The sequence below is a fragment of the Flavobacterium sp. B114r genome (assembly GCF_056824125.1).
The window spans coordinates 2,132,647-2,154,722 of record NZ_CP124858.1; the positions used below are offsets into that span (position 1 = coordinate 2,132,647).

The 22,076-nt window shown below is 35.2% G+C and carries 14 protein-coding genes; 2 read left to right on the plus strand and 12 right to left on the minus strand.

The window, feature by feature from the left end; all coding sequences use genetic code 11:
* Nucleotides 1-103 precede the first annotated feature (103 nt).
* On the plus strand, nucleotides 104-1,633 hold the full coding sequence (locus QLQ94_RS09370; protein ID WP_271336490.1) for a SulP family inorganic anion transporter: 1,530 nt from the start codon (nucleotides 104-106) through the stop codon (nucleotides 1,631-1,633).
* Nucleotides 1,634-1,879: 246 nt separating this feature from the next.
* On the opposite strand, the gene QLQ94_RS09375 is transcribed toward QLQ94_RS09370, so the two are convergent.
* The 12 genes from QLQ94_RS09375 to QLQ94_RS09430 form a co-directional block, all read right to left on the minus strand.
* Complete coding sequence (locus tag QLQ94_RS09375) at nucleotides 1,880-3,082, minus strand: alkaline phosphatase family protein (RefSeq protein WP_482499573.1); 1,203 nt, start codon at nucleotides 3,080-3,082, stop codon at nucleotides 1,880-1,882.
* Nucleotides 3,083-3,308: 226 nt separating this feature from the next.
* Nucleotides 3,309-4,937 carry a chaperonin GroEL gene (groL, locus tag QLQ94_RS09380; RefSeq protein WP_271337614.1) on the minus strand — a complete coding sequence of 543 codons (1,629 nt, stop codon included), beginning with the start codon at nucleotides 4,935-4,937 and terminating at the stop codon, nucleotides 3,309-3,311.
* Between the two features lie 71 nt (nucleotides 4,938-5,008).
* Entirely contained in the window at nucleotides 5,009-5,284 is a 276-nt protein-coding gene (locus tag QLQ94_RS09385) for a co-chaperone GroES (protein ID WP_007806577.1), read from the minus strand.
* A gap of 142 nt (nucleotides 5,285-5,426) precedes the next feature.
* Complete coding sequence (secG, locus tag QLQ94_RS09390) at nucleotides 5,427-5,759, minus strand: preprotein translocase subunit SecG (protein WP_271337615.1); 333 nt, start codon at nucleotides 5,757-5,759, stop codon at nucleotides 5,427-5,429.
* A gap of 3 nt (nucleotides 5,760-5,762) precedes the next feature.
* The gene (locus tag QLQ94_RS09395; RefSeq protein ID WP_482499954.1) at nucleotides 5,763-6,629 is read right to left on the minus strand and encodes a tetratricopeptide repeat protein; all 867 of its coding nucleotides are present in this window, start codon (nucleotides 6,627-6,629) and stop codon (nucleotides 5,763-5,765) included.
* Between the two features lie 735 nt (nucleotides 6,630-7,364).
* A complete protein-coding gene (locus tag QLQ94_RS09400) occupies nucleotides 7,365-7,868 on the minus strand; it encodes an LptE family protein (RefSeq protein ID WP_271337617.1) in 504 nt (167 codons plus the stop codon).
* 157 nt (nucleotides 7,869-8,025) lie between these two features.
* Nucleotides 8,026-9,279 carry a sigma-54 interaction domain-containing protein gene (locus QLQ94_RS09405; RefSeq protein WP_271337618.1) on the minus strand — a complete coding sequence of 418 codons (1,254 nt, stop codon included), beginning with the start codon at nucleotides 9,277-9,279 and terminating at the stop codon, nucleotides 8,026-8,028.
* Nucleotides 9,280-9,407: 128 nt separating this feature from the next.
* On the minus strand, nucleotides 9,408-9,680 hold the full coding sequence (locus tag QLQ94_RS09410; protein ID WP_338083394.1) for a GxxExxY protein: 273 nt from the start codon (nucleotides 9,678-9,680) through the stop codon (nucleotides 9,408-9,410).
* Nucleotides 9,658-9,780, minus strand: a complete 123-nt coding sequence (locus tag QLQ94_RS09415) for a GxxExxY protein (RefSeq protein ID WP_338083395.1) — start codon at nucleotides 9,778-9,780, stop codon at nucleotides 9,658-9,660. The genes QLQ94_RS09410 and QLQ94_RS09415 overlap by 23 nt, the downstream gene beginning before the upstream one ends.
* A gap of 85 nt (nucleotides 9,781-9,865) precedes the next feature.
* Nucleotides 9,866-11,311 (minus strand): tRNA (N6-isopentenyl adenosine(37)-C2)-methylthiotransferase MiaB, encoded by a 1,446-nt coding sequence (gene miaB / locus QLQ94_RS09420; RefSeq protein WP_482499576.1) that lies wholly within the window; start codon nucleotides 11,309-11,311, stop codon nucleotides 9,866-9,868.
* A 153-nt stretch (nucleotides 11,312-11,464) separates the two neighbouring features.
* Complete coding sequence (locus QLQ94_RS09425) at nucleotides 11,465-12,460, minus strand: PorP/SprF family type IX secretion system membrane protein (RefSeq protein ID WP_427401541.1); 996 nt, start codon at nucleotides 12,458-12,460, stop codon at nucleotides 11,465-11,467.
* A 10-nt stretch (nucleotides 12,461-12,470) separates the two neighbouring features.
* The gene (locus tag QLQ94_RS09430) at nucleotides 12,471-19,133 is read right to left on the minus strand and encodes a PKD domain-containing protein (RefSeq protein ID WP_482499577.1); all 6,663 of its coding nucleotides are present in this window, start codon (nucleotides 19,131-19,133) and stop codon (nucleotides 12,471-12,473) included.
* A 423-nt stretch (nucleotides 19,134-19,556) separates the two neighbouring features.
* Here QLQ94_RS09430 and topA point away from each other — a divergent pair, with 423 nt between their 5' ends.
* The gene (topA, locus tag QLQ94_RS09435) at nucleotides 19,557-22,073 is read left to right on the plus strand and encodes a type I DNA topoisomerase (protein ID WP_271337622.1); all 2,517 of its coding nucleotides are present in this window, start codon (nucleotides 19,557-19,559) and stop codon (nucleotides 22,071-22,073) included.
* The last annotated feature ends 3 nt before the right edge of the window (nucleotides 22,074-22,076 follow it).

A 22,076-nucleotide genomic window follows, 5' to 3' on the forward strand; every position in this document is an offset into this window, starting at 1 on the left:
TATTTCTTTGGTTTTACTGTTGTTGAAACAGTTCTAAAATTCCTTTTTAAGTAAGAAAGCTTTCTTCTGTTTGTGCGCATTATTTTTTTAAATTTGTGCTCTTATGAAAAAAGCACTTTCACTCTTTGATTTTTCCCAAAAAGTCAATTACAAAAACGAAATTTTAGCAGGCTTAACCGTTGCCATGACGATGATTCCGGAATCATTGTCATTTGCTATTTTAGCAGGTTTTCCGCCTTTGACAGGTTTATATGCTGCTTTTATTGCAGGTTTGGTTACTGCGATTTTTGGCGGAAGACCCGGAATGATTTCTGGCGGAGCAGGAGCAACCGTTATCGTTTTGATTGCCTTAATGAAATCCCACGGTTTAGAATATGTTTTTGCAGCCGTCGCACTTGGCGGTGTAGTCCAGATTTGCATAGGTCTTTTTAAACTCGGAAAATTTATAAGATTGGTGCCACAACCCGTTATGTTCGGCTTTGTAAACGGATTGGCGGTCGTTATTTTCATGTCGCAATTAGAACAATTTAAAACTATTGTAAACGGTCAGACTTCGTGGTTGCAAGGAACGCCTTTGTATATAATGCTGGGTTTAGTTGCGCTAACAATTGGGATCGTATTGCTTTTTCCGAAACTTACAAAAGCAATTCCGGCTTCTTTGGTCGCTATTGTGGTAGTTTTTGTCCTTGTACTTGTATTTAATATTGAAACAAAAACAGTCGAAGATATTGCATCTGTTCAAGGCGGATTCCCTCCGTTTCATATTCCGAATATTCCAATTTCTTTTGAGACCTTCAAAGTTATATTCCCGTATTCTGTAATTGTTGCCGCAGTTGGTCTGACAGAAGGTTTGTTGACTTTGAATCTTGTCGATGAAATTACGGGAACAAAAGGAAATAGTAATAGAGAATGCATTGCTCAGGGAAGTTCTAATGTCTTAAATGGTTTCTTTTTCGGGATGGGAGGCTGCCCGATGATTGCACAAACATTAGTAAATCTTTCAGCGGGATCGAGAGCCCGGCTTTCAGGAATAATTGCTTCTTTGACTATTTTAGTAATCGTACTTTTTGGAGCCCCCATAATTGGCAAATTACCAATGGCGGCTTTAGTAGGAGTTATGATGATGGTTGCAATTACGACTTTTGAGTGGTCAAGTTTCAGGATCATCAACAAGATGCCTAAACATGATATTTTTGTGGGGATTTTAGTGGCGATAGTTACTATTGTGTTGCATAATCTGGCTTTGGCAGTTTTAATTGGGGTTATTATTTCGGCACTTGTTTTTGCCTGGGAAAGTGCTAAAAGAATTCGCGCCCGACATTTTATTGATGAAGCAGGAGTAAAGCATTACCAAATTTACGGACCGCTTTTCTTTGGTTCGGCAGCAGCTTTTATAGAAAAATTTGATATTGCAAACGATCCGGATCATGTGATTATCGATTTTAAAGAAAGCCGTGTTGCTGATATGTCAGCAATTGAAGCACTGAATAGTTTAACAAAGAAATACAATCAGCTTAATAAGATAGTGGAGCTCCAGCATTTAAGTCCCGACTGTATCGCATTGCTTAAAAATGCCGAAGCTGTTATTAAAGTAAATATGATTGAAGATCCTACCTATAAAGTCGTTAGTTAATTAGAGAATGTGTCAATTAGATAATTAATTACGATGTCTTAAAAATGAAGTTTTTTTAATAGGCTCCAGCTTTAGCTGGAGTAAAAAATAAAATTCTAAAAGGCTTTAGCCGAACTTTAAAGTTCGGCTAAAGCCTTTTCCATTTCATTCAATATCTCCAGCTAAAACTGGGGCTATTCGTATATTTCTAATAGTAGGAAATAAGTATATTAATTCAATTTTAAAATTTTTTAACTGACGCATTCTCTAATGTACCAGCATATTCTTTACTTCGCTAAATTTTCCATCAACATCATCAATTTTAAGATCTAAAAGGTGTGCAATTAAAGGATAGACAGAAACATTTTGAAACGTTTTAACTTCTTTATCTACTTTAAAAGCGGGACCTTTTGCATAAAAAATGGCCTGCATATCTTTTTCTTTATTATCATAGCCATGCGTTCCGCCTTTTATATTTTGAGTTTTACTATTCGCTAAACTATATCCTTTTTTAGCTTCAATAACAAAATCATGCACACGCGGATTCTTTCCGTAATGCAGTCTTTTAGGAACTTCGCCAGATCTCCAGAATTTAATATGAGGGACTTTCTTTAAAGCTTTATAAATTGAATCCTGATAACCCGGTTTTGCCTGAAGACTCATAATAGGATTAATAACGGCTTTGTAGTTCAGCCATTCCGGTTTTAGATAATCCAGAATAACAACTTTTTTATCATTGCTGATAGCTGCCATTCCGTGATCTGAAACAATGATTAAATTAATTTGTTTCCCGATGGATAGGTTATCTAATTTTCGGGATAATTCTCCCATAATCGAATCCATTTTGATTACCATTTTTTTGTTTTCCGGAGAAAGCGGTCCAAAATTATGTCCGGTATGATCGGGTTCATCAAAATATAAAGTAATAAGATGAGGTCGTTGTTTTTCCGGAAGCTGTAACCATTTTAGAACCGTGTCGATTCTGGTTTCGTATGGGATTTTATCATCGTAATTTTTATAGTAAGTTGGTCTTTTTTGATCGGTATCAGATCCCGGCCAGAAAAAAGAAGCCGTTTTTATCCCTTGTTGCTCCGCTACATTCCAAATTGGATTTCCACCATAAAACCTGGAATCATTTTTAGCGTTAGTAGATAGTGCAAAAGATTCGTTTAGCGCTGCATCATAAAATACGTTGTTAATGATGCCGTGATGATCCGGATAAAGACCTGTAACTATCGAATAATGATTAGGGAAGGTTTTACTTGGATAAGAAGGTCGCATTGATTTAGCATGAATACCTTCTTTTGCAATTTGTTTTAGATTCTGGAGATTAAATTGTTTCTGATAATCCCAACGAAATCCATCCATGGAAACCAGAACGACGTAAGTATCTTTATTGGTTTGGGAATGTGCAAGAGTGGTAAGAAGTAAGAATGTGAAAGATAATAGGTGAGTGGTGAGTTTTCTCATTTTGCAATTTTATATAACTGCAAATTTACTGATAAACGATTTTTTAATTAAAAAGAGAATGTTAAACTAAAGAAAAGTTTGCCAGGAGATGTGAAAAAAGTTTGCCACGAATTTTTACGAATTTTTTATGCGCCATAATTAGAAAAATAATTCGTGAAAATTCGTGGCAAAAAAAACGCCAGATAGAATTTCTATCTGGCGTTTAAAGTTTAAGAAGTTAGAACGATTACATCATTCCTGGCATACCGCCACCCATTGGCATTCCGCCTCCGTTTTCTTCTTTAATATCAATTAATGCACATTCTGTAGTAAGGATCATTCCGGCAACAGACGCAGCATTTTCTAATGCTACACGAGTTACTTTTTTAGGATCGATAATTCCAGCTTTAAGCATGTCTACATATTCGTCAGTTTTAGCATTGTAACCAAAGTCACCAGAACCTTCACCAACTTTTGCTACAACTACAGAGCCTTCAAGACCTGCATTTTCAACAATAGTTCTTAATGGAGATTCAACAGCACGAGCTACAATCTGAATTCCCGTTGCTTCGTCAGCGTTATCTGCTTTAATATCAGCTAATGCAGCTTTTGCTCTTAATAAAGCAACACCACCACCAGCAACAATACCTTCTTCAACAGCAGCACGTGTTGCATGTAAAGCATCGTCAACTCTGTCTTTTTTCTCTTTCATTTCAACTTCAGATGCAGCACCAACATAAAGAACAGCAACACCACCAGCTAATTTAGCCAAACGCTCTTGCAATTTTTCTTTGTCATAATCAGAAGTTGTAGCTTCCATTTGACCTTTAATTTGGTTTACACGATTTTTGATCATGTCAGCTTCACCAGCACCACTTACAATAGTAGTGTTATCTTTATCGATAGAAACTCTTTTTGCAGTTCCTAACATTTCGATAGTTGTATTTTCTAAAGTATAACCTCTTTCTTCAGAAATTACAGTTCCACCAGTTAAGATTGCGATATCTTCTAACATTGCTTTTCTTCTGTCTCCAAAACCAGGAGCTTTTACAGCAGCAATTTTAAGAGCACCTCTTAATTTATTAACTACAAGAGTAGAAAGAGCTTCTCCGTCAACATCTTCAGCAATAATCAATAATGGTTTTCCTGATTGAGCAACTGGCTCTAAAACAGGTAGTAATTCTTTAAGAGAAGATACTTTTTTGTCGTATAATAAGATGTATGGAGAGTCTAATTCAACTTCCATTTTCTCAGGATTTGTTACGAAGTAAGGAGAAAGATATCCTCTGTCAAACTGCATACCTTCAACAACATCTACGAAAGTATCAGTTCCTTTAGCTTCTTCAACAGTAATAACACCTTCTTTACCCACTTTTGCAAAAGCAGTAGCGATTAGTTCCCCAATCACTTCGTCATTATTTGCAGAGATAGAAGCAATTTGTTTGATTTTATCAGAATCACTTCCAACTACTTTAGCTTGTTTTGCAAGATCAGCAACGATAGCTTCAACAGCTTTATCGATACCACGTTTCAAATCCATTGGATTTGCACCTGCAGCAACGTTTTTAAGACCTTCTTTTACGATTGCCTGAGCTAAAACTGTAGCAGTTGTAGTTCCGTCACCCGCTAAATCATTAGTTTTAGAAGCAACTTCTTTAACCATTTGCGCGCCCATGTTTTCTAATGGGTCTTTTAATTCGATTTCTTTTGCAACAGAAACACCATCTTTAGTAACAGTTGGTCCACCAAATGATTTCCCGATAATTACATTACGACCTTTTGGTCCAAGAGTTACTTTTACAGCATTTGCTAATGCATCAACACCACGTTTTAATCCGTCACGTGCTTCAATATCAAATTTTATATCTTTTGCCATTTTCTTTTTTGTTTAATGTTCTATTTGTTTCAGGTTTCCCCTAATACTTAATTCTTGAGACCTATGTTTTTTTAGATTATCGCTAAGATATCGTCTTCACGCATAATCAAATAATCAGTTCCTTCAAGTTTTAATTCTGTTCCTGCATATTTACCATAAAGAACAGTATCGCCAACTTTTACGGTCATAGTATGATCTTTAGATCCATTTCCTACTGCAACTACAGTTCCTTTTTGTGGTTTCTCTTTGGCAGTATCTGGAATAAAAATCCCTGACGCAGTTTTAGTCTCAGCTGCAACAGGCTCAATAAGTACGCGGTCTGAAAGCGGTTTAATGTTTAAAGTCATGATTTTATATTATTAATAGTTTATATTTTTTTAATGCTTAAATAACTTTCAGAAATTATGCCATGCTCGTAAAACTGACATTATTTCCTAAAAAAAATGCCAGCTTTGACAGGCTGGCATTTTTATATTTATATCAAAATTATTATTTTGTTGCAGGAGCAGGAGTTTGTTGAGCCGGAGCAGCTGGTGTACTAGCCGCAGGAATCTCAGATTTATCAATAATTTTAGATCCTGTATCGTTTAATGATCCTGTAAAGCTTAAGCTCGAAAGTAAGATTAAAGCAATCAAAATAGTAGCAAGTGTCCAAGTACTTTTATCTAAAAAGTCAGTTGTTTTTTGTACTCCACCTAACATTTGAGTTCCACTAATAGTAGAAGACAATCCGCCACCTTTAGGATTTTGAACCATGATTACTACGATCAATAGAAAGCAAACTATTGTGATTAAAACTAAAAAAATTGAAAATGTGCTCATTGTTTAATTATTATTGTTATTTTGTTGTAAAATCTTTATATCCGAAATACGGTCTGCAAAGAAACTAATTTTTTCTGGATATTTCAAAATTAATATTTCATATGCTTGTATTGCTTTTGTATATTTTTTTTGTTCCAAATATACTCTCGCTAAAGTCTCAGTCATTAAGTAAGAATTATCACCTGTATTAAGGTCAAATTGTACCGCTGGGACTATTGCAGTCTGTTTTATAGGAGATATTTTTGGGTTTGTTTCGATGAATTTATCGATTATTTCAGCCTTTTTCTTTTTCTCATCGTCAACTATTTCAGCTTCAATCTTTGGTTTTACTGTTTTTTCGACTTCTTTTGCTTCCTGAGGACCTTCTTCTGTTCTGTCAATTGGTTCAGTTCGCGCTAATTGCAGCCATTCCTGAAAAGAATGCTTTTCATTAGTAGAGAAATCCAATGGTTTTCCAATTTCCAGATTTTCTTCGGCAATTTTTACGATTTCCGGAACTTCAGTTACCTTCGGTTCTTTAGTTATTTTTGGTTCTTCAAAAACTACTTTTGCTGCTTCTTTGATAGAAATTAAAATAGATTTTTCGATCGGATCGATTCTTACTTCCGGAATTTCATCATCTACTATTTCCTCAAAAAATGTTGGCATCGTTTCTTTATTAGAAGGTAAGACAGTTTGCTCTGCAATTGGTTCTTTTGGTTCTTCTGTTTTTGCAGCTGCTTCAAAAGTTATATTTGATGCTTCTTTGATAGAATCTAAAATAGATTGTTCAATAATTGGATCAATTGGTTTCTCTTCAAATTTCACCGGTTCGTCTGGAGAATTTGGCAGCACCTCTTTAAAAGTATCTAAAATTGATTCTTCTGTAATGACAGGTTCAATTTTGACTTCCTCGATTTTTACCGGTTCTTCAAAAGTGTTTGGTATTACTTCTTTAAAAGTGTCTAAAATTGATTGCTCAGTAATGATTGGCTCAATTTTGATTTCTTCGATTTTTACCGGTTCTTCAAAAGTTTCTGGTGTTGCTTCTTTAAAAGTATCTGAAATAGAGCGTTCAATAACTGGTTCACTCGCTTCGTCTTCTGTTTTTAAAGGCTCTTTAAAAGTAACGTTTGTTGCTTCTCTTATAGAATTCAGAATAGATTGTTCAATTGGATCAATTCGAACTTCAGTTGCTTTTTTGATTTCTTCAAAAGAAACAACTTCGCTGTCGAAAACTTTAATTTCTAAAAGGTCTCTCAGTTTTTGATCATAATATTCGTTCTGAATAGAGGTGAAAGTTTCTGAAGTGATAAAATCGAATAAAACAGCTCGATCAGTTGTATGAGCAGCCGTAACTTTTAATGCATAATTATACTTAAAGCTATTTTGATTGTAAAGACCTTTTAATCGCAATGCTCTGGCACTTTGAAAATAGGGAAATTCATTCAAAACACTTCCTAATGCGTCCGCTTGCTTTTCTGTAATAGCATCGGGTTTGTTCATTAAGTAGGTATAATCAGTTACATTCATTCTTTTATTTGTTTAATCGTTTAATTGTTTATGTTTAATCTAAAATTGTTTAATCGTTTCTGCGACTTAACGATTTACCAGTTAAACAAAAAACTACCATTTTGCCAAAGAATCATTAAAGATATCTTGTGTGATTCTCTCGAATATAGTTTGAATTGCTGTATTTAAAACAGCACTCGTTGGCAATGTTGCACCCGGATAGTCATAATAGAATTCGAATGGTTTCTCGAAATCATCAGTTTCCTTCTTTTTATTTGTAAATCTAACATTAACCCTAATTGTCAAACGGTTTTGAGCCGCCTGCTGATCAGCAGTAGCAGTCATTGGTGTTGTTCTGTAATCTACAATTTCTCCTTCATAAACCAAGTCACCACTATTACTTACTAAGTTTAGATTGGTCTGATTCTGGATTAAATCCTGTAATGCCAATGTAAATTGTCTGTCAATTCCGGGCTCGATCAAATCAGCATTGTTCTGAAAAAAGTTGACCTGAAAAGTTTTGGCATCAATTTTCCCTGTTCCTGTAAAGTTGTAAACTGAGCACCCGCTTAACATAAAGAGGCTCATTAAGGCTAATAAAGAATATATTTTTTTCATAAAATCAATATAGGTGTGAAATTCCAATTCCTTGAAAAATTCCATTTTTGTAAACTCCAAATTCCAATTCTTGCGAGAATCTCAATTTTTTTCAAATATACTAATTTGGGATTTGGGATTTATTTTTTAGAATTTAAATGGTTGGATTTTTTTATTTTTATAAATCGAATTGTTTAATTTTTCGGTATAAAGTACGTTCAGAAATACCTAATTCATCTGCGGCAGCTTTTCGTTTTCCTTTATTTTTTTCTAATGATTTTTTGATCATTTCGATTTCTTTTTGTTCTAAACGTAAAACTTCTTCCTCCTCAATGGTTTCGGCAAACAGATAATTGTCATCCTGCATCTGATAATTATCCTCGCGCGTTGCAGGAGTCATGACAGCAGTTCTTGGTTCTTCTTCAAAATCTATTTCACTTTCATTTTCCTGAGAACCATATATTTTCTGAATCAAATTTGGGTTGATGTCTTGTACTTTTGTACCATTCTTCATCAATTCAAGGGTAAGTTTCTTCAAATCATTCAGATCGCTTTTCATATCAAAAAGAACTTTATATAAAATATCTCTTTCTGTGCTAAAATCACTTTCTTTTTTCTTCTCATTAATTACAGAAGGCAAATTGCTTCCTTCAGTAGGTAAATACGATTTTAGAGTCGCTAATGTAATATCGCGGTTGGTTTCCAGAACAGAGATTTGTTCTGCTACATTTCGCAATTGGCGAATATTTCCGTTCCATCTGAATTTTTGTAAAAGCTGAACTGCATCATCATCTAGTTTCAACGGTGGCATTTTGTATTTGTGCGCAAAATCAGCAACAAATTTTCTGAATAATAAATGGATGTCTTCGTTTCTTTCTCGTAAAGGAGGCAAAGTAATTTCAACAGTAGTCAAACGATAATACAAATCCTCGCGGAATTTTCCTTTTTCAATAGCATTGAATAAGTTTACGTTTGTAGCTGCTACAATTCTAACATTTGTTTTCTGAACCTGAGATGAACCTACTTTGATAAATTCGCCATTTTCAAGTACACGAAGCAAACGAACTTGGGTTGTTAGTGGCAATTCGCCCACTTCATCCAGGAAAATTGTTCCGCCGTCAGCCACTTCAAAATAACCTTCACGAGTGCTTGTAGCACCTGTAAAAGCACCTTTTTCGTGTCCAAAAAGCTCACTGTCAATAGTTCCTTCTGGAATTGCACCACAGTTTACCGCAATATATTTACCATGCTTTCTATGCGAAAGTGAATGTATTATTCTTGGAATATTTTCTTTACCAACACCACTTTCCCCAGTTACCATTACCGAAATATCAGTAGGAGCAACCTGAATGGCTTTTTCGATAGCACGATTTAATTTCGGATCATTTCCAATAATTTCAAATCGCTGTTTTATTGCTTGAACTGTTTCCATGTAAAATTTTGTTTCAAGTTTTTATTTGTTTCAAGTTACGCAATGTACACGAGTCTTAAAAATTACAAATAATAATTTTATTTTTTATGCCACAGATTAAAAAGATTAACAAAGATTCTTTTAAATTTTTATAAAACATATCTTTTATGTTGGAGTGATTTTGTTTGAAAATTAACAAGCAATCCAACTTCTGAATTCGATAACTTTATATAATTTAGAATCTGAGCAATATGTTCATTTGAAAATTCTTTTATTGCTTTTACCTCTAAAACGATATCTTCATTAATAATAATGTCGGCATAAAATTTATGAGGCAAAATTTTGCCCTTGTATTCAATAGAATATTCTTTTTCTCTCTCGAAAGGAATATTTTTTTCTTTAAATTCTATTTCTAAAAGCATCTTTGTAAACTACTTCTAATAGACCTGGACCAAGATTTCGATGTACTTCCATACAAATTCCTATAATCTTATAAGTCTCAATTTCTCTGTAATAATGCATAATTTAATTTATTTACACAATCCATAAAAGTAAGAAAAACAATATAATTAAATTATTTTAATCCTATTGATCTGTGGCGAAAAAATTAATTCATACTACTTAGCCCAACAGCTGTACCTTTTAATGTTCCTGAAGTACAGCTTGTGATTTTTACATTTACAAAATCTCCAATTTTATAATCTTCTTTCGGGAAAACTACCGTAATACTTTGAGAGTTTCTTCCTGAGAATTCTTCAGTTGATTTTTTAGAAACTTTTTCGACAAGAACTTCAACTATTTGTCCAACGAATTCTTCACTTCTGAACCAGGCATGTTTTTGTTGTAGGTCCACAATTTCCTGTAATCTTCTTGCTTTGGTTTCGTCGGTAACATCATCTTCCATTTTTCTTCCTGCCAAAGTTCCCGGACGCTCAGAGTACGAATACATATAACCGAAATTATACTTTACGTACTCCATTAAACTCATTGTATCTTTGTGATCTTCTTCGGTTTCTGTTGGGAAACCAGCAATCATATCCTGCGAAATCGAAGCATTCGGAATAATCGCTCTGATCTTATCAATCAAAGTCATGTATTCTTCACGTGTATGCAAACGATTCATCTCTTTTAGAATTCTGTTACTTCCGGACTGAACCGGTAAGTGAATGTGTTTACAGATATTTGGATGTTTTGCAATAACGTGCAAAACACTTTCGTGCATATCCTGAGGATTAGAAGTCGAGAATCGAATACGCATTTTAGGAAAACCAACAGCAACCATTTCAAGCAATTGATCAAAGTCAACCGCCGTTGCTTTTTGCATGTCAGAAGCATTTTCGAAATCCTTTTTCAAACCACCACCATACCATAGGTAACTGTCGACATTTTGTCCTAGCAGCGTAATTTCCTTAAAGCCTTTGTCCCATAAATCCTGAATTTCCTTCATGATACTTTGAGGTTCACGACTACGTTCACGACCGCGAGTAAAAGGCACAACACAAAACGTACACATATTATCGCAACCACGGGTGATCGAAACCAAAGCTGTAATTCCGTTACTCATCAAACGAACCGGCGAAATATCTCCGTAGGTTTCCTCTTTAGATAAAATTACATTAATGGCATCACGGCCTTCTTCAACTTCTGCCAATAAATTAGGTAAGTCTTTGTAAGCATCAGGTCCTACAACAAGGTCGACGATTTTTTCTTCCTCCAGAAATTGGCTTTTCAAGCGCTCGGCCATACAGCCTAAAACGCCTACTTTCATCTTCGGATTAATGCGTTTCACCGCATTGTATTTTTCTAAACGTTTGCGAATAGTCTGTTCAGCCTTATCCCGAATCGAGCAGGTATTTACCAGAACTAAATCAGCGTCTTCAAGAGTTTGTGTAGTATTGTATCCGTTTATCGATAAAATGGAAGCTACGATTTCACTGTCCGAAAAATTCATTGCACAACCGTAACTTTCTATAAAAAGTTTTTTAGTATTCTCAGGTTTATTTTCTAAAACAAGACTTTCGCCCTGTTTGCTTTCTTCAATAATCTTTTCCATTGTATAATTTCAAAGTGCAAAGATAACGCAAATGCGATCAATATGACAAGATGGCAGAGAAAGAATTAACAATCTTTTGGAAATTATTTTTTAAGAATACGCGATTTCTGCATTTCGTTTCAAAATAGATAATATCATTAAATATCTGTCATATCATTGATAATTTGGGCAGCCAAAGCAATTTGCTTTCAAATCAAATTGGTAAATAACAGATAGTTCATAGATACCGCCTGTATTACCAATTCTTGAGGTACTAAAATCATAGGAATAGCCGAATTTTAAATGCTCATATTGAAGTCCGCCAAAAGCATTTACCGAAGTCATAAAATGGCTATTGTTAGCTTTTTTTCCAGGATTTGTAGCGGCACTTATTCCGAAAAAAAAGCGATCGAAGACCAATCCTGTTCCAATATCTAAACGGCTGTATTCGCCTTGACTCATATAATTAGTTGTTAAGAGCATTTTTGTTTCAAACGGAAAAAGAGTTACATCGATATAATCCGCAATTTTAAATTCATAACCGGCATTGGCCGAAAAAAACATATCTAAAGGAACATTTCCATTGGTGGTAAAGGAAATATTTGGTTTGTTGATGTGTTTTAAAGAAGCGCCAAACCAAGCCTGTTCAGTATTAAAAAGCATTCCTGCAGAGAAATCAAAGAAATTAGCCTTGTCATTGAGGAGTAGTGGATCTATGCTTGAGGGATTTATAGTTCCTTGGCCAATATTGATTTGATCTTCTAAAACAATATTCTGAAACGCATATGATTTTATTCCGTAACCAATTTCTATTGCAGGTCTAAAGTACCAATAGTCATTAAGTTGAACTCGGTAGGCATATTTTAAGTTAATGGAAGTAAAGTTATAATTAGTAAATTTTTCTCTTTGATTTAAAATGCTGATACCTACACCGCTGTTGGCCTTAGGCAGCCAAGTGTCCATGAAAGCATAATCAGAATCGACTCTGAAATTCAAATCTGGCCACTGAGTTCTATGTAAAATACCAGCCGTAGTGGTTTCTGTAAAACCTGTAAAACCAGGATTCAAGGTTTGAGGAACCATATAATATTGAGTAAAAATAGGATCTTGTGCTTTTATGGATGAAGAAAGAAAGAGAAAGGCTAGTAGTGCAATTAATTTTAGTTTCATTTTGGTGTACTTATTTTATAAGGGTAAATGGCCCATTAGTATTGATTGTAGTTCCGTAGAAAGTAACGCCGCTAATTTTAAAATAATAGTTGCCATTTTCAGATTCAGTACCTTTTATTTTTCCATCCCAACCACGCAGGTTATTTCCTTTTTCAGAATAAATTAATTCACCCCACGTATCGTAAACACTCAAATCGACTGTTTTGAATCCTTTGAATGTAGGTTTGAAAGTATCATTGATTCCGTCACCGTTTGGAGTAAAACCATTTGGAGTAATCAAGTCATATCCTTTTTCAATTTTTAGGGAGCTTGTATATTTATAAATACATCCAAAAGGATAAGTTACAGTTTGAGTAATGAGATAAGTGCCTTCTTTTACAAAAGTATGAGTAGGATTTATTTCATTTGAAGCAGCGCCGTCGCCAAAATCCCAATATGAACTAATATAACTTCCTGTAGATGTATTTGTGAATACTATTGGGTCATTTACAGAATAAATTCCATAAGTAGTTAAAGCAAAAGAAGTGGTATCGAATGATGGATCTCCAAGTATGGGTATGTCAACATTAAAAGTGTAATTTGATTTACACCCAAGGTTATCCGTAACATTAAGAATTACGGTTCCGTTTTGGGAAGTATTCATTATTTCATTGTTTGCACCACTTACCTTACCGCTGGACCAATCCAGTTGATAAGGAGGCATTCCGCCAGTTACATTCGCTGCAAATGTTTGTTTTACATATTTAGTCTCACAATCAAAATCAGTTTTTGTATCTACTTTAGTTACAATTGCCGGAGGTCTGTTTATGTTGTATTGCGCCTGTTCAGAGCAGCCATTAAAATCGGTAACCGTAACCAAATAGTTTCCAGAAGAAAGATTTGTTAAATCTTCACTTGTGGCTCCGTTTGACCAGTTATAAGTAAATGGTGGTGTACCGCCTGATACTAATAAGTTTATCGAACCGCTTTTAGCATTATTACAATCAAAGGCATTAGTTACATTGGCTGAAAGAGCGAGAAGTTGCGGTTCTATTATAATAAAAGTTTTGGTTATTGTACAAGGTTTTGCATCAACAATAGTCACTGCATATGTTCCAGGTGCTAAATTATTTCTTTCTGTTCCGGAGGAAGAATTATCACTCCATGTTAATTTTATTGGAGCGATTCCACCTATAAGATTTAGTTTAATACTTCCGTTTTTAGCACCAAAACAGGAAATGTTTTTAACAACGGGACGAATTGTAAAAATAGGGGCTTCCGGAATATTTACATTTAATGTTTTAACGCAATTAAGAGCATCTGTAACGGTAACGAGATAATCTCCAGCAGAAAGATTATCCATAAAAGTACCGTTGCCTAGATTACTCCAGGAAATTTGATAAGGACCAATTCCACCAGAAATGGCGATATTTATAGAAGCATTATTGTCATTATAACAAATAATTGGCGTTGAAGTGGCTGTGATAATAATTGCTGAATTTTGAGTAATTGTTTCGGTTAAATTTTGAGTACAGCCAGAATGATCTGTTATAATTAAATTGTAAGTTCCTGCAATAAGATGAGTTAAATTTTGATTTGTGCTTGAGAAACCATTTGGTCCCTTCCATGCATAAGTATACGGAAGCGTTCCTCCTGTATTATTTATTGTTATTGCGCCAGTTGCATCTCCATTACATAAAACATCTGTTTTTCCAGCTAATGAAACTGCTAATAACGGAGGCTCAGTTATAGTAAATAGTGCAGTTTTGGGACCACAATTATAAATATCAGAAACAGTAACTGTATATGTTCCAGGGCCTAAATTTGATAAGTTTTGTATGTTTGAAAAAGGAATTCCATTTTTTGTCCAATTAATGATATAAGTTGGAGAACCACCAGTAATGGCAATTGTAATTTTTCCATCAGCATCATTAAAGCATGTGATGTCTTTTTCTAAAATGGAGCTAATTACAATTTCATTGGGTTCGATAATCGTATATTTTTTTGTTGTTGAGCAATTTTGCTGGTCTCTGACAGAAATGGTATAATCGCCAGGTGCTAAATTAGCAATGTTTGAGATGTTCGAAGTAAATCCGTTTGGCCCCGACCAATCAATTTGATAAGAGTCTCCGGAACTAAAAGGCACCCCTCCCGAAATTGCCACTTGAATAGAACCGTTATTGATGCCAAAACACGTGCTGTTAGATTTTGTATCGTTCAAAGTAATAGCCGGATTTACAGTAATGACTACTGTAAAAGATGTTCCTGTACAATTTCCAGAAATTGGAGTCACAACATAAGTTACGGTTGCTGTACCAGTAGTCGTATTTATTAATCTCTGACTAATAGCGTTTTGTTGTGTATTTTGTGCTGATGCGCCGGTTATTGAGCTAGAAGGAGAAATAGTTGGTAACGCCCAAGTATAAGTTGTTTCCAGCGGAACAATATCGCTTCCTGAGTTGTTTGGCAAAATTGTAAAGGCATCACCACTACAAATTTGGGCGGTTTTATTTGCAATAACAGGTTTTTGATTGATAGTAACGTTTGCAATATTTGATGTTAAGATAGAACATCCTCCAGAAGGTAAAGTGATAATACAGTAATAATAAAATGTACCCACAACTGAATTTGGAGCGTTATAAGAAGAATTTACAGCGCCAGAAATAGATGTGCCTCCTATAATTGTATTAGTACCGTTGGAATACCATTGGTATTGTGCTGTTCCGACCCCGTTAATGTAGCTTACGCTTAATGCGTTTAATGTTTGTCCAATACAAATAGTATTAGAAATTGGCTGTGAAGTAAATGAGGGTGCTAAATTTACAATAACAGTTGCAGTATTACTGGTTACGTTGCAACCCGATCCTGTAGATTGAGAAATGACACAGTAATAATAATAAGTTCCATTGCTGGAGGTTGGTGGTAAATAAGAGTCGAGCGTTGCCCCAGAAATTGGTGTTCCTGTTGTATTATTATTGAGCGTATTTGAAAACCACTGATAAGAATAAGTTGTGCCAATTCCGCCTGAAGCGCTCACAGTTAGGTCCGTTGCCAATGCATTTTGACAAAGAGTTTGAGATGGTAAAGGCTGCGATGTGATTACAGGATCAGGTATAATCGCAATTTCGGCAGGATTACTAAGGAGTGTTCCACAACCATTACCATTTAAAGAGACCTCTGCATAATAGTAATAATTTCCAGTTAAAGTAAAAACAGGAGGCAAATAGCTGGCATTTGTTGCTCCGGAAATTAATATTCCACCAATATTTGAATTTGAGCTATTGGTGTACCACTTATAAGTTGGATTTCCCTCGCCACCGGTATAGTGTATTTTTAAAGGAGTTGACAAAGCAGCTCCAACACATAGAGTTTGTGTCGATATGGGTTGTAAATCAATACTAGGCAATGTGTTAATTATCACAGTGGCTGTATTTGAAGTTATGTTTGAGCATCCCCCAGAGGATAAAGTAATGATGCAATAATAATAAAAGGTTCCAGCAGTTGTATTTGGCGGATTAAAAGTTGAATTAGTTTCGCCAGGAATTAAAACTCCGCCGGAATTGCTGGTATTTACATTTGAAAACCATTGATAGCCAGGTAAACCAACTCCATTAATGTAAGATACAGATAAGATAGTTGGGGTTCCGCCAAGACAGATAGCACTTGAAACAGGGTGGTTATTTATTGTTGGCGTCGCAATTACGATAACTTGAGATGTTGCACTTGTGACGTTGCAGCCCGAAGTGCTATTTTGAGATGCTACACTATAATAATATTTTGTACCAACTATATTCGATGGTGGTGTATACGTGTTATTGGTTGCCCCGAAAATAATTGTTCCGCCTGTATTCACATTAGAACTATTGCTATACCATTGGTACGAAAAAGCTACGTTGCCTCCAATGGCATTAACTTCTAAGTTGGTAGAAGTTGTATTTTGACATAAAGTTTGAGTTGCGACAGGTTGTGTAGTTATTGTTGGATCTGGATAAACAATAATTACGGCTGTATTACTAGTTATGGGTATACAGCCATTTCCGTTTGGAGAAACCGTTGCATAATAGTAATAAGTACCAGGGATTGTAAAAACATCAGGGGTAAATTTTATCGAGGCAGCTCCCGTAATTAGTGTTCCACCTGTATTTGAATTTGTGGTGTTACTATACCATTGATAAGAATAGTTTCCTGTTCCTCCTGAAGTTGTGATTGTTAGAGGTGTTGCAATTGTGCCGCCAATACACAGATTTTGAGAATCCGTTGGCTGTGTTGTGATTGATATATTGGTTAGAATTGTTACTTTGACTGGGGTTGTTGTAATTGCATTACACCCTCCTGTAGGCAAAGTAATGATACAATAATAATAAAATATTCCTGCTGTGGCAGATGGCGGATTATACGTCGCAGTGGTTTCACCGGGTATTGCTGTACCCAAAGTATTATTGCTGGTATTAGAATACCATTGATAAGCAGCTGTTCCATTTATGCCACTTGTAGTAAAAGATAATGCAGGAACAATTCCTCCTTGACAAGCTGTAGCAGGAGTGGGTTGGCTTGTTATTACTGGAGCTTGATTTACAATAAATGAAACTGTGGTTTTACATCCGAAGGTATTTGTATAAGTAATGTTGGTCGTTCCTGCTAATAATCCAGTGACTAAACCGGAGTTGCTTACGGTAGCAATGTTTGGAGATGAAGATACCCAAAGCAATGTCGTTGCAGCAGTTGGTGAGCCTGTTAGTTGTGATTTACTTCCCGCACAAGAAAACAAATCACCACTTATTACTGGCGTGGGATTGATTGTAAAAGAGCCGCTTGCAGTACTTGGACCACATTCATTAGTTACTTTTAAAGAATAGGTAAATGTCCCTGTACTACTATAAGTGATATCACCGGGTATTTCTAAATTTGAGGATGATGGCGTTCCTCCCGGAAAACTCCATTCGTACGTCAACGGAGATTGAGTGCCGCAATTCGTGATAACTGCCTTTGGACTAATTGTATTTGTTGGTAAAACCGGGCAAATATTGACAATTGGATTAATGGTTACAGTTGGTGGTTTTTTTATAATTACAGTTTGTGTTGAAGTTGTTGCAGGTAAACATGAGTTTGTTGCCGTTAGTTTAATAGTGTAGGTTCCGGATTCAGTAAAAGTAAAAGATGCATCTGTAGTAGTTTGGCTTGTAATAGGAGGTATGTTTGTTCCGCAATTAATAGTTGGAGAGTAGTTTACACTCCAGAGGTAACTCAGAGGGCTGCAAGAATTTGTTGTGTCTGTGGTATTGGTGGCTGTTATAGTTTTAGAGGAGCATCCGGATGTATTATCGAGTGTGAAGGTTGGAGTTAGTTTAGGTTCAACGCAAATTGTTTTAAATACTGTGTCAAAACCACATCTATTTCCTGTTTTTATTGTGATTGTATATGTTCCTGATTGTGAGAAATTTAGGCATGGTGCGTTTGATCCACTTAGCCATAAAGCGGGGTCAGTAGAATTAAAATCATTTCCTAAACTTCCGCTAACTACAGAAAATCCTGTTGAGGGTGAAATAGACCAAATTATTTTGGGAGAGGTATTACAATTGTTACCATTGTTTTCATAGGCACCAGTTGATGTATTTGTCATACATACCTGTGTGTTAATACAGCTTTTCGTTGGTAATGTGAAATTAGCTGTTGGTGGAGTTGATACATATATTGGAACAACACCAACTTCAGAAGCACCACAAGGATTTTCAGCTTTTATGTTTGCTGAAAAGGAATTGCTATATGTTGTGCCGCTTCCACTGACACTATTTGTGCCACAAGAAGTTTTTAAAAAAGTATGAGTAATACTTGCTGGAGGAGGATGATTGAAAGTTTGTGGAGCAGAACCATCATTAAAAGATACTGTATAAGTTGTTCCTGGTGGATTATTTGTTGTGCCAGTAATAGGAAAAATAAGAGAGCTTGAATTGCAAATATCTGTGTTTCCAGGATTTCCTAAAGAAACGGCAGGATTAGAACCAACAAAAACAATGTATTTTGCAATCGTATTACAACCGTCATTTCCTTGGATAATATAAGTTAAATTCCAAAGACCGATAGAATAGGTATGTGTTGTGCTTAACCAAGATGAGGAGTTAAAGTCAGGTGAGCCATCACCCCAGTTAATTGTGTAATTTGTGTTTAAAGTGGGCGTGTTTGACGCATTTGTAAATGTAAATGAAGAAATGGTATTACTACAAATTCTAAAAACCGGAACTCCATTAAAGTTGCTACCTGACCCAGTTCCTCCCAATGTACCATCAGGAGAAGTTTTGATCGTAACGGTTGCAGTAACATCATTCAGTGTTTGGTCTCCTGATGCCTCGCTGAAACTGATAAATTTGTAAGTGAAAACTCCTGGATTTTCAGTTAAAACATCTACAGTTACAATATTGCTTGCGGATTCAATGGTCTGTTTAGTTTCATCATTTATTTGATATACAAATTTATAAGGTCCAACACCATCAGTAATTTTAAACGTTATTTTTGGATTCGTAGCGTTTTGGCAAACAATAGTTGTTCCGCTAATGGTTGCTGTAGGAAGAATAACGTTTTTTTTTGTAACACTATTTGGAAACTCTTTTTTGTTAATAAAAATAGAGTTTTTCGCCGTTAAGGTATTTCCGCAATTAATTAAAATCAATAAAAATATAATCTTGTAAAGTTTTATCATGAGCTGTTTTTCTAGCAATAATTTTTATGGTTTTATCAAAAGAATATCTTAGTAAGAGACTATAAAAATTGATGGTTGAAAATTAGAGCTTTTAGAATTGTTTACGCTACGGTTTTCCGTAAAGCAAAATATTATAAAAATTTTGTTAAAAAAACGAGACTATTTTCCTGACGTTATTTATGTTTTTCTGCTTTGTTTTTTTTTAAGCAATGCAAGAATATCGAATCAATTTAAAGTATCAATATTAAAAAAAAGAACATTTCTTGGTCATAAAGCTTTAAAATTTATACCTATATATATAATAAGGAACAATGCCCTTAAATATTCATTTTTAAGAAACATAACATTAAAATACCTCAAAAATCAATTAGCGAGGTTGATATTTAAAAAAAATAGATACTTTTGTTGCAGAAAAATAGAGCAATGGCAAAGAATTTAGTAATAGTGGAGTCACCTGCAAAGGCGAAAACGATCGAGAAATTTCTGGGAAGTGATTTTCAAGTAGAATCAAGTTACGGACATATCGCAGACTTACCATCAAAGGAAATAGGAGTAGATGTAGAGAATGGTTTTAAACCTAAATACGAAGTTTCTCCGGATAAAAAAGCCTTAGTAAGCAAATTGAAAACACTATCTAAGAATGCCGAAATGGTCTGGTTAGCAAGTGATGAGGACCGCGAAGGGGAGGCTATTTCATGGCATCTTGCGGAAGAACTGAAACTGGATACAAAAAAAACTAAGCGAATTGTTTTTCACGAAATTACAAAATCTGCGATTCTTAAAGCGATTGATAATCCAAGAGAAATAGATTATAATTTAGTAAACGCACAACAAGCACGTCGTGTTTTAGATCGTTTAGTGGGTTATGAATTATCTCCGGTTTTATGGAGAAAAATTAAAGGAGGATTATCAGCTGGTCGTGTACAATCAGTATCAGTTCGTTTGATTGTAGAGAGAGAACGCGAAATTCAAAATTTTAATGCAGTTGCGAGTTATTCTATCGTAGCAGAATTTGTAAATGAGGCTGGGAAATCTTTCAAAGCCAAATTGCCAAAAAACTTCAATACTAAAAAAGAAGCCGAAGATTTTTTAAATAAAAATATCGGATCACAATATAAGGTAGCAGATTTAGAAACTAAACCTACCAAAAAATCACCAACAGCACCTTTTACAACTTCGACTTTGCAACAAGAGGCAGCGAGAAAATTGTATTTGCCAGTTGGGATCACCATGCAGCTTGCACAACGTTTGTACGAAGCGGGACTTATTACCTATATGAGAACTGATAGTGTGAATCTTTCTAAAGATGCAATGGATGCTGCTGAAGCGGAAATTATTAAATCATACGGAAAAGAGTTCTCAAGACCCCGAACTTTCGCAAACAAAAGCAAAGGAGCACAAGAGGCGCACGAAGCAATTCGTCCGACAGATATGTCACGTCACACGGTAAATATCGATCGTGACCAGGCCCGTTTGTATGATTTGATCTGGAAAAGAACATTGGCGTCTCAAATGAGCGATGCGCAATTAGAAAGGACAAACGTAAAAATTGAAGCAAATAATCACAGCGAAATATTTACAGCTTCTGGAGAAGTTTTGCTTTTCGAAGGTTTCCTTAAAGTTTATTTAGAAGGTCATGATGATGATGAGGAAGAGCAAGAAGGAATGTTGCCTGCATTAAAAGTAAACGAAAAATTAGTTAACAATTATATTACAGCTACAGAGAGATATTCAAGACCACCGGCTCGTTATACAGAGGCTTCTTTGGTGAAAAAATTAGAAGAATTAGGAATTGGTCGTCCGTCTACGTACGCACCAACTATCTCGACTATCATCAATAGAAATTATGTTGAGAAAGGAACTCTTGAAGGTCAGGAACGTAATTATACCCAACTTACTTTGCAAGCTAATAAAGTAGGTGAGAAGTTGCTAAAAGAAAATACAGGTTCAGATAAAGGAAAATTAGTGCCAACGGATATTGGGACAATTGTTACGGATTTCTTAGTAAAGAACTTCGGGAATATTCTTGATTATAACTTTACTGCAAAAGTAGAACAGGATTTTGATGAAATTGCCGAAGGAAATATTGACTGGGCAGTGATGATGAAAGAGTTCTACGATAAATTTCACCCGAATGTAAAAGAGGTTGAAGCGAACGCAGAACGCGAAAGCGGAGAAAGAATCTTAGGAAAAGATGCTGACGGAAGACAAGTTTCTGTTCGTTTAGGAAAATTTGGACCAATGGCTCAAATTGGAGAAGCAGACGATGAAGATAAAAAATTCGCCAGTTTAATGTCTGATCAGAATATTGGAAATATTACACTTGAAGAAGCTTTAAACTTGTTTTTATTACCTAAAAACTTAGGAGAATATAAAGGAGAAGAAGTAGAAGTAAGTAATGGGCGTTACGGTCCTTATGTTCGTCACGGAAGCGTATTTATTTCTTTGCCAAAAGGAGAAGATCCGTTAAGTCTTTCTAAAGAAAGAGCACAGGAATTAATTGATGAGAAAGCAATTGCCGATGCTCCAATCGCAGTTTATAAAGGCGAAGGTGTTCAGAAAGGTGTAGGGCGTTTTGGTCCGTTCATCAAATGGAATGGAATTTTTATTAATGTTAGTAAAAAATACAATTTCGATAATTTATCACAACAAGAAGTTGAAGAACTAATTGAAGATAAATTACAGAAAAATATAGATAAAGTGCTCCACAATTGGGAGGATGAAGGAATTTTGGTTGAAAAAGCTCGTTGGGGACGTTCGGTTATTACAAAAGGTAAAATCAAAATTGAATTAAGTAAAGATGTTGATGCAACAAAATTAACATTGGCCGAAGTTCAGGAAATGATCGCCAAAAAAACACCGGCAAAAAAGACACCGGCCAAAAAAGCAACAACCGCTAAAAAAGCGCCAGCTAAAAAACCAGCTGCTAAAAAGAAATAATAA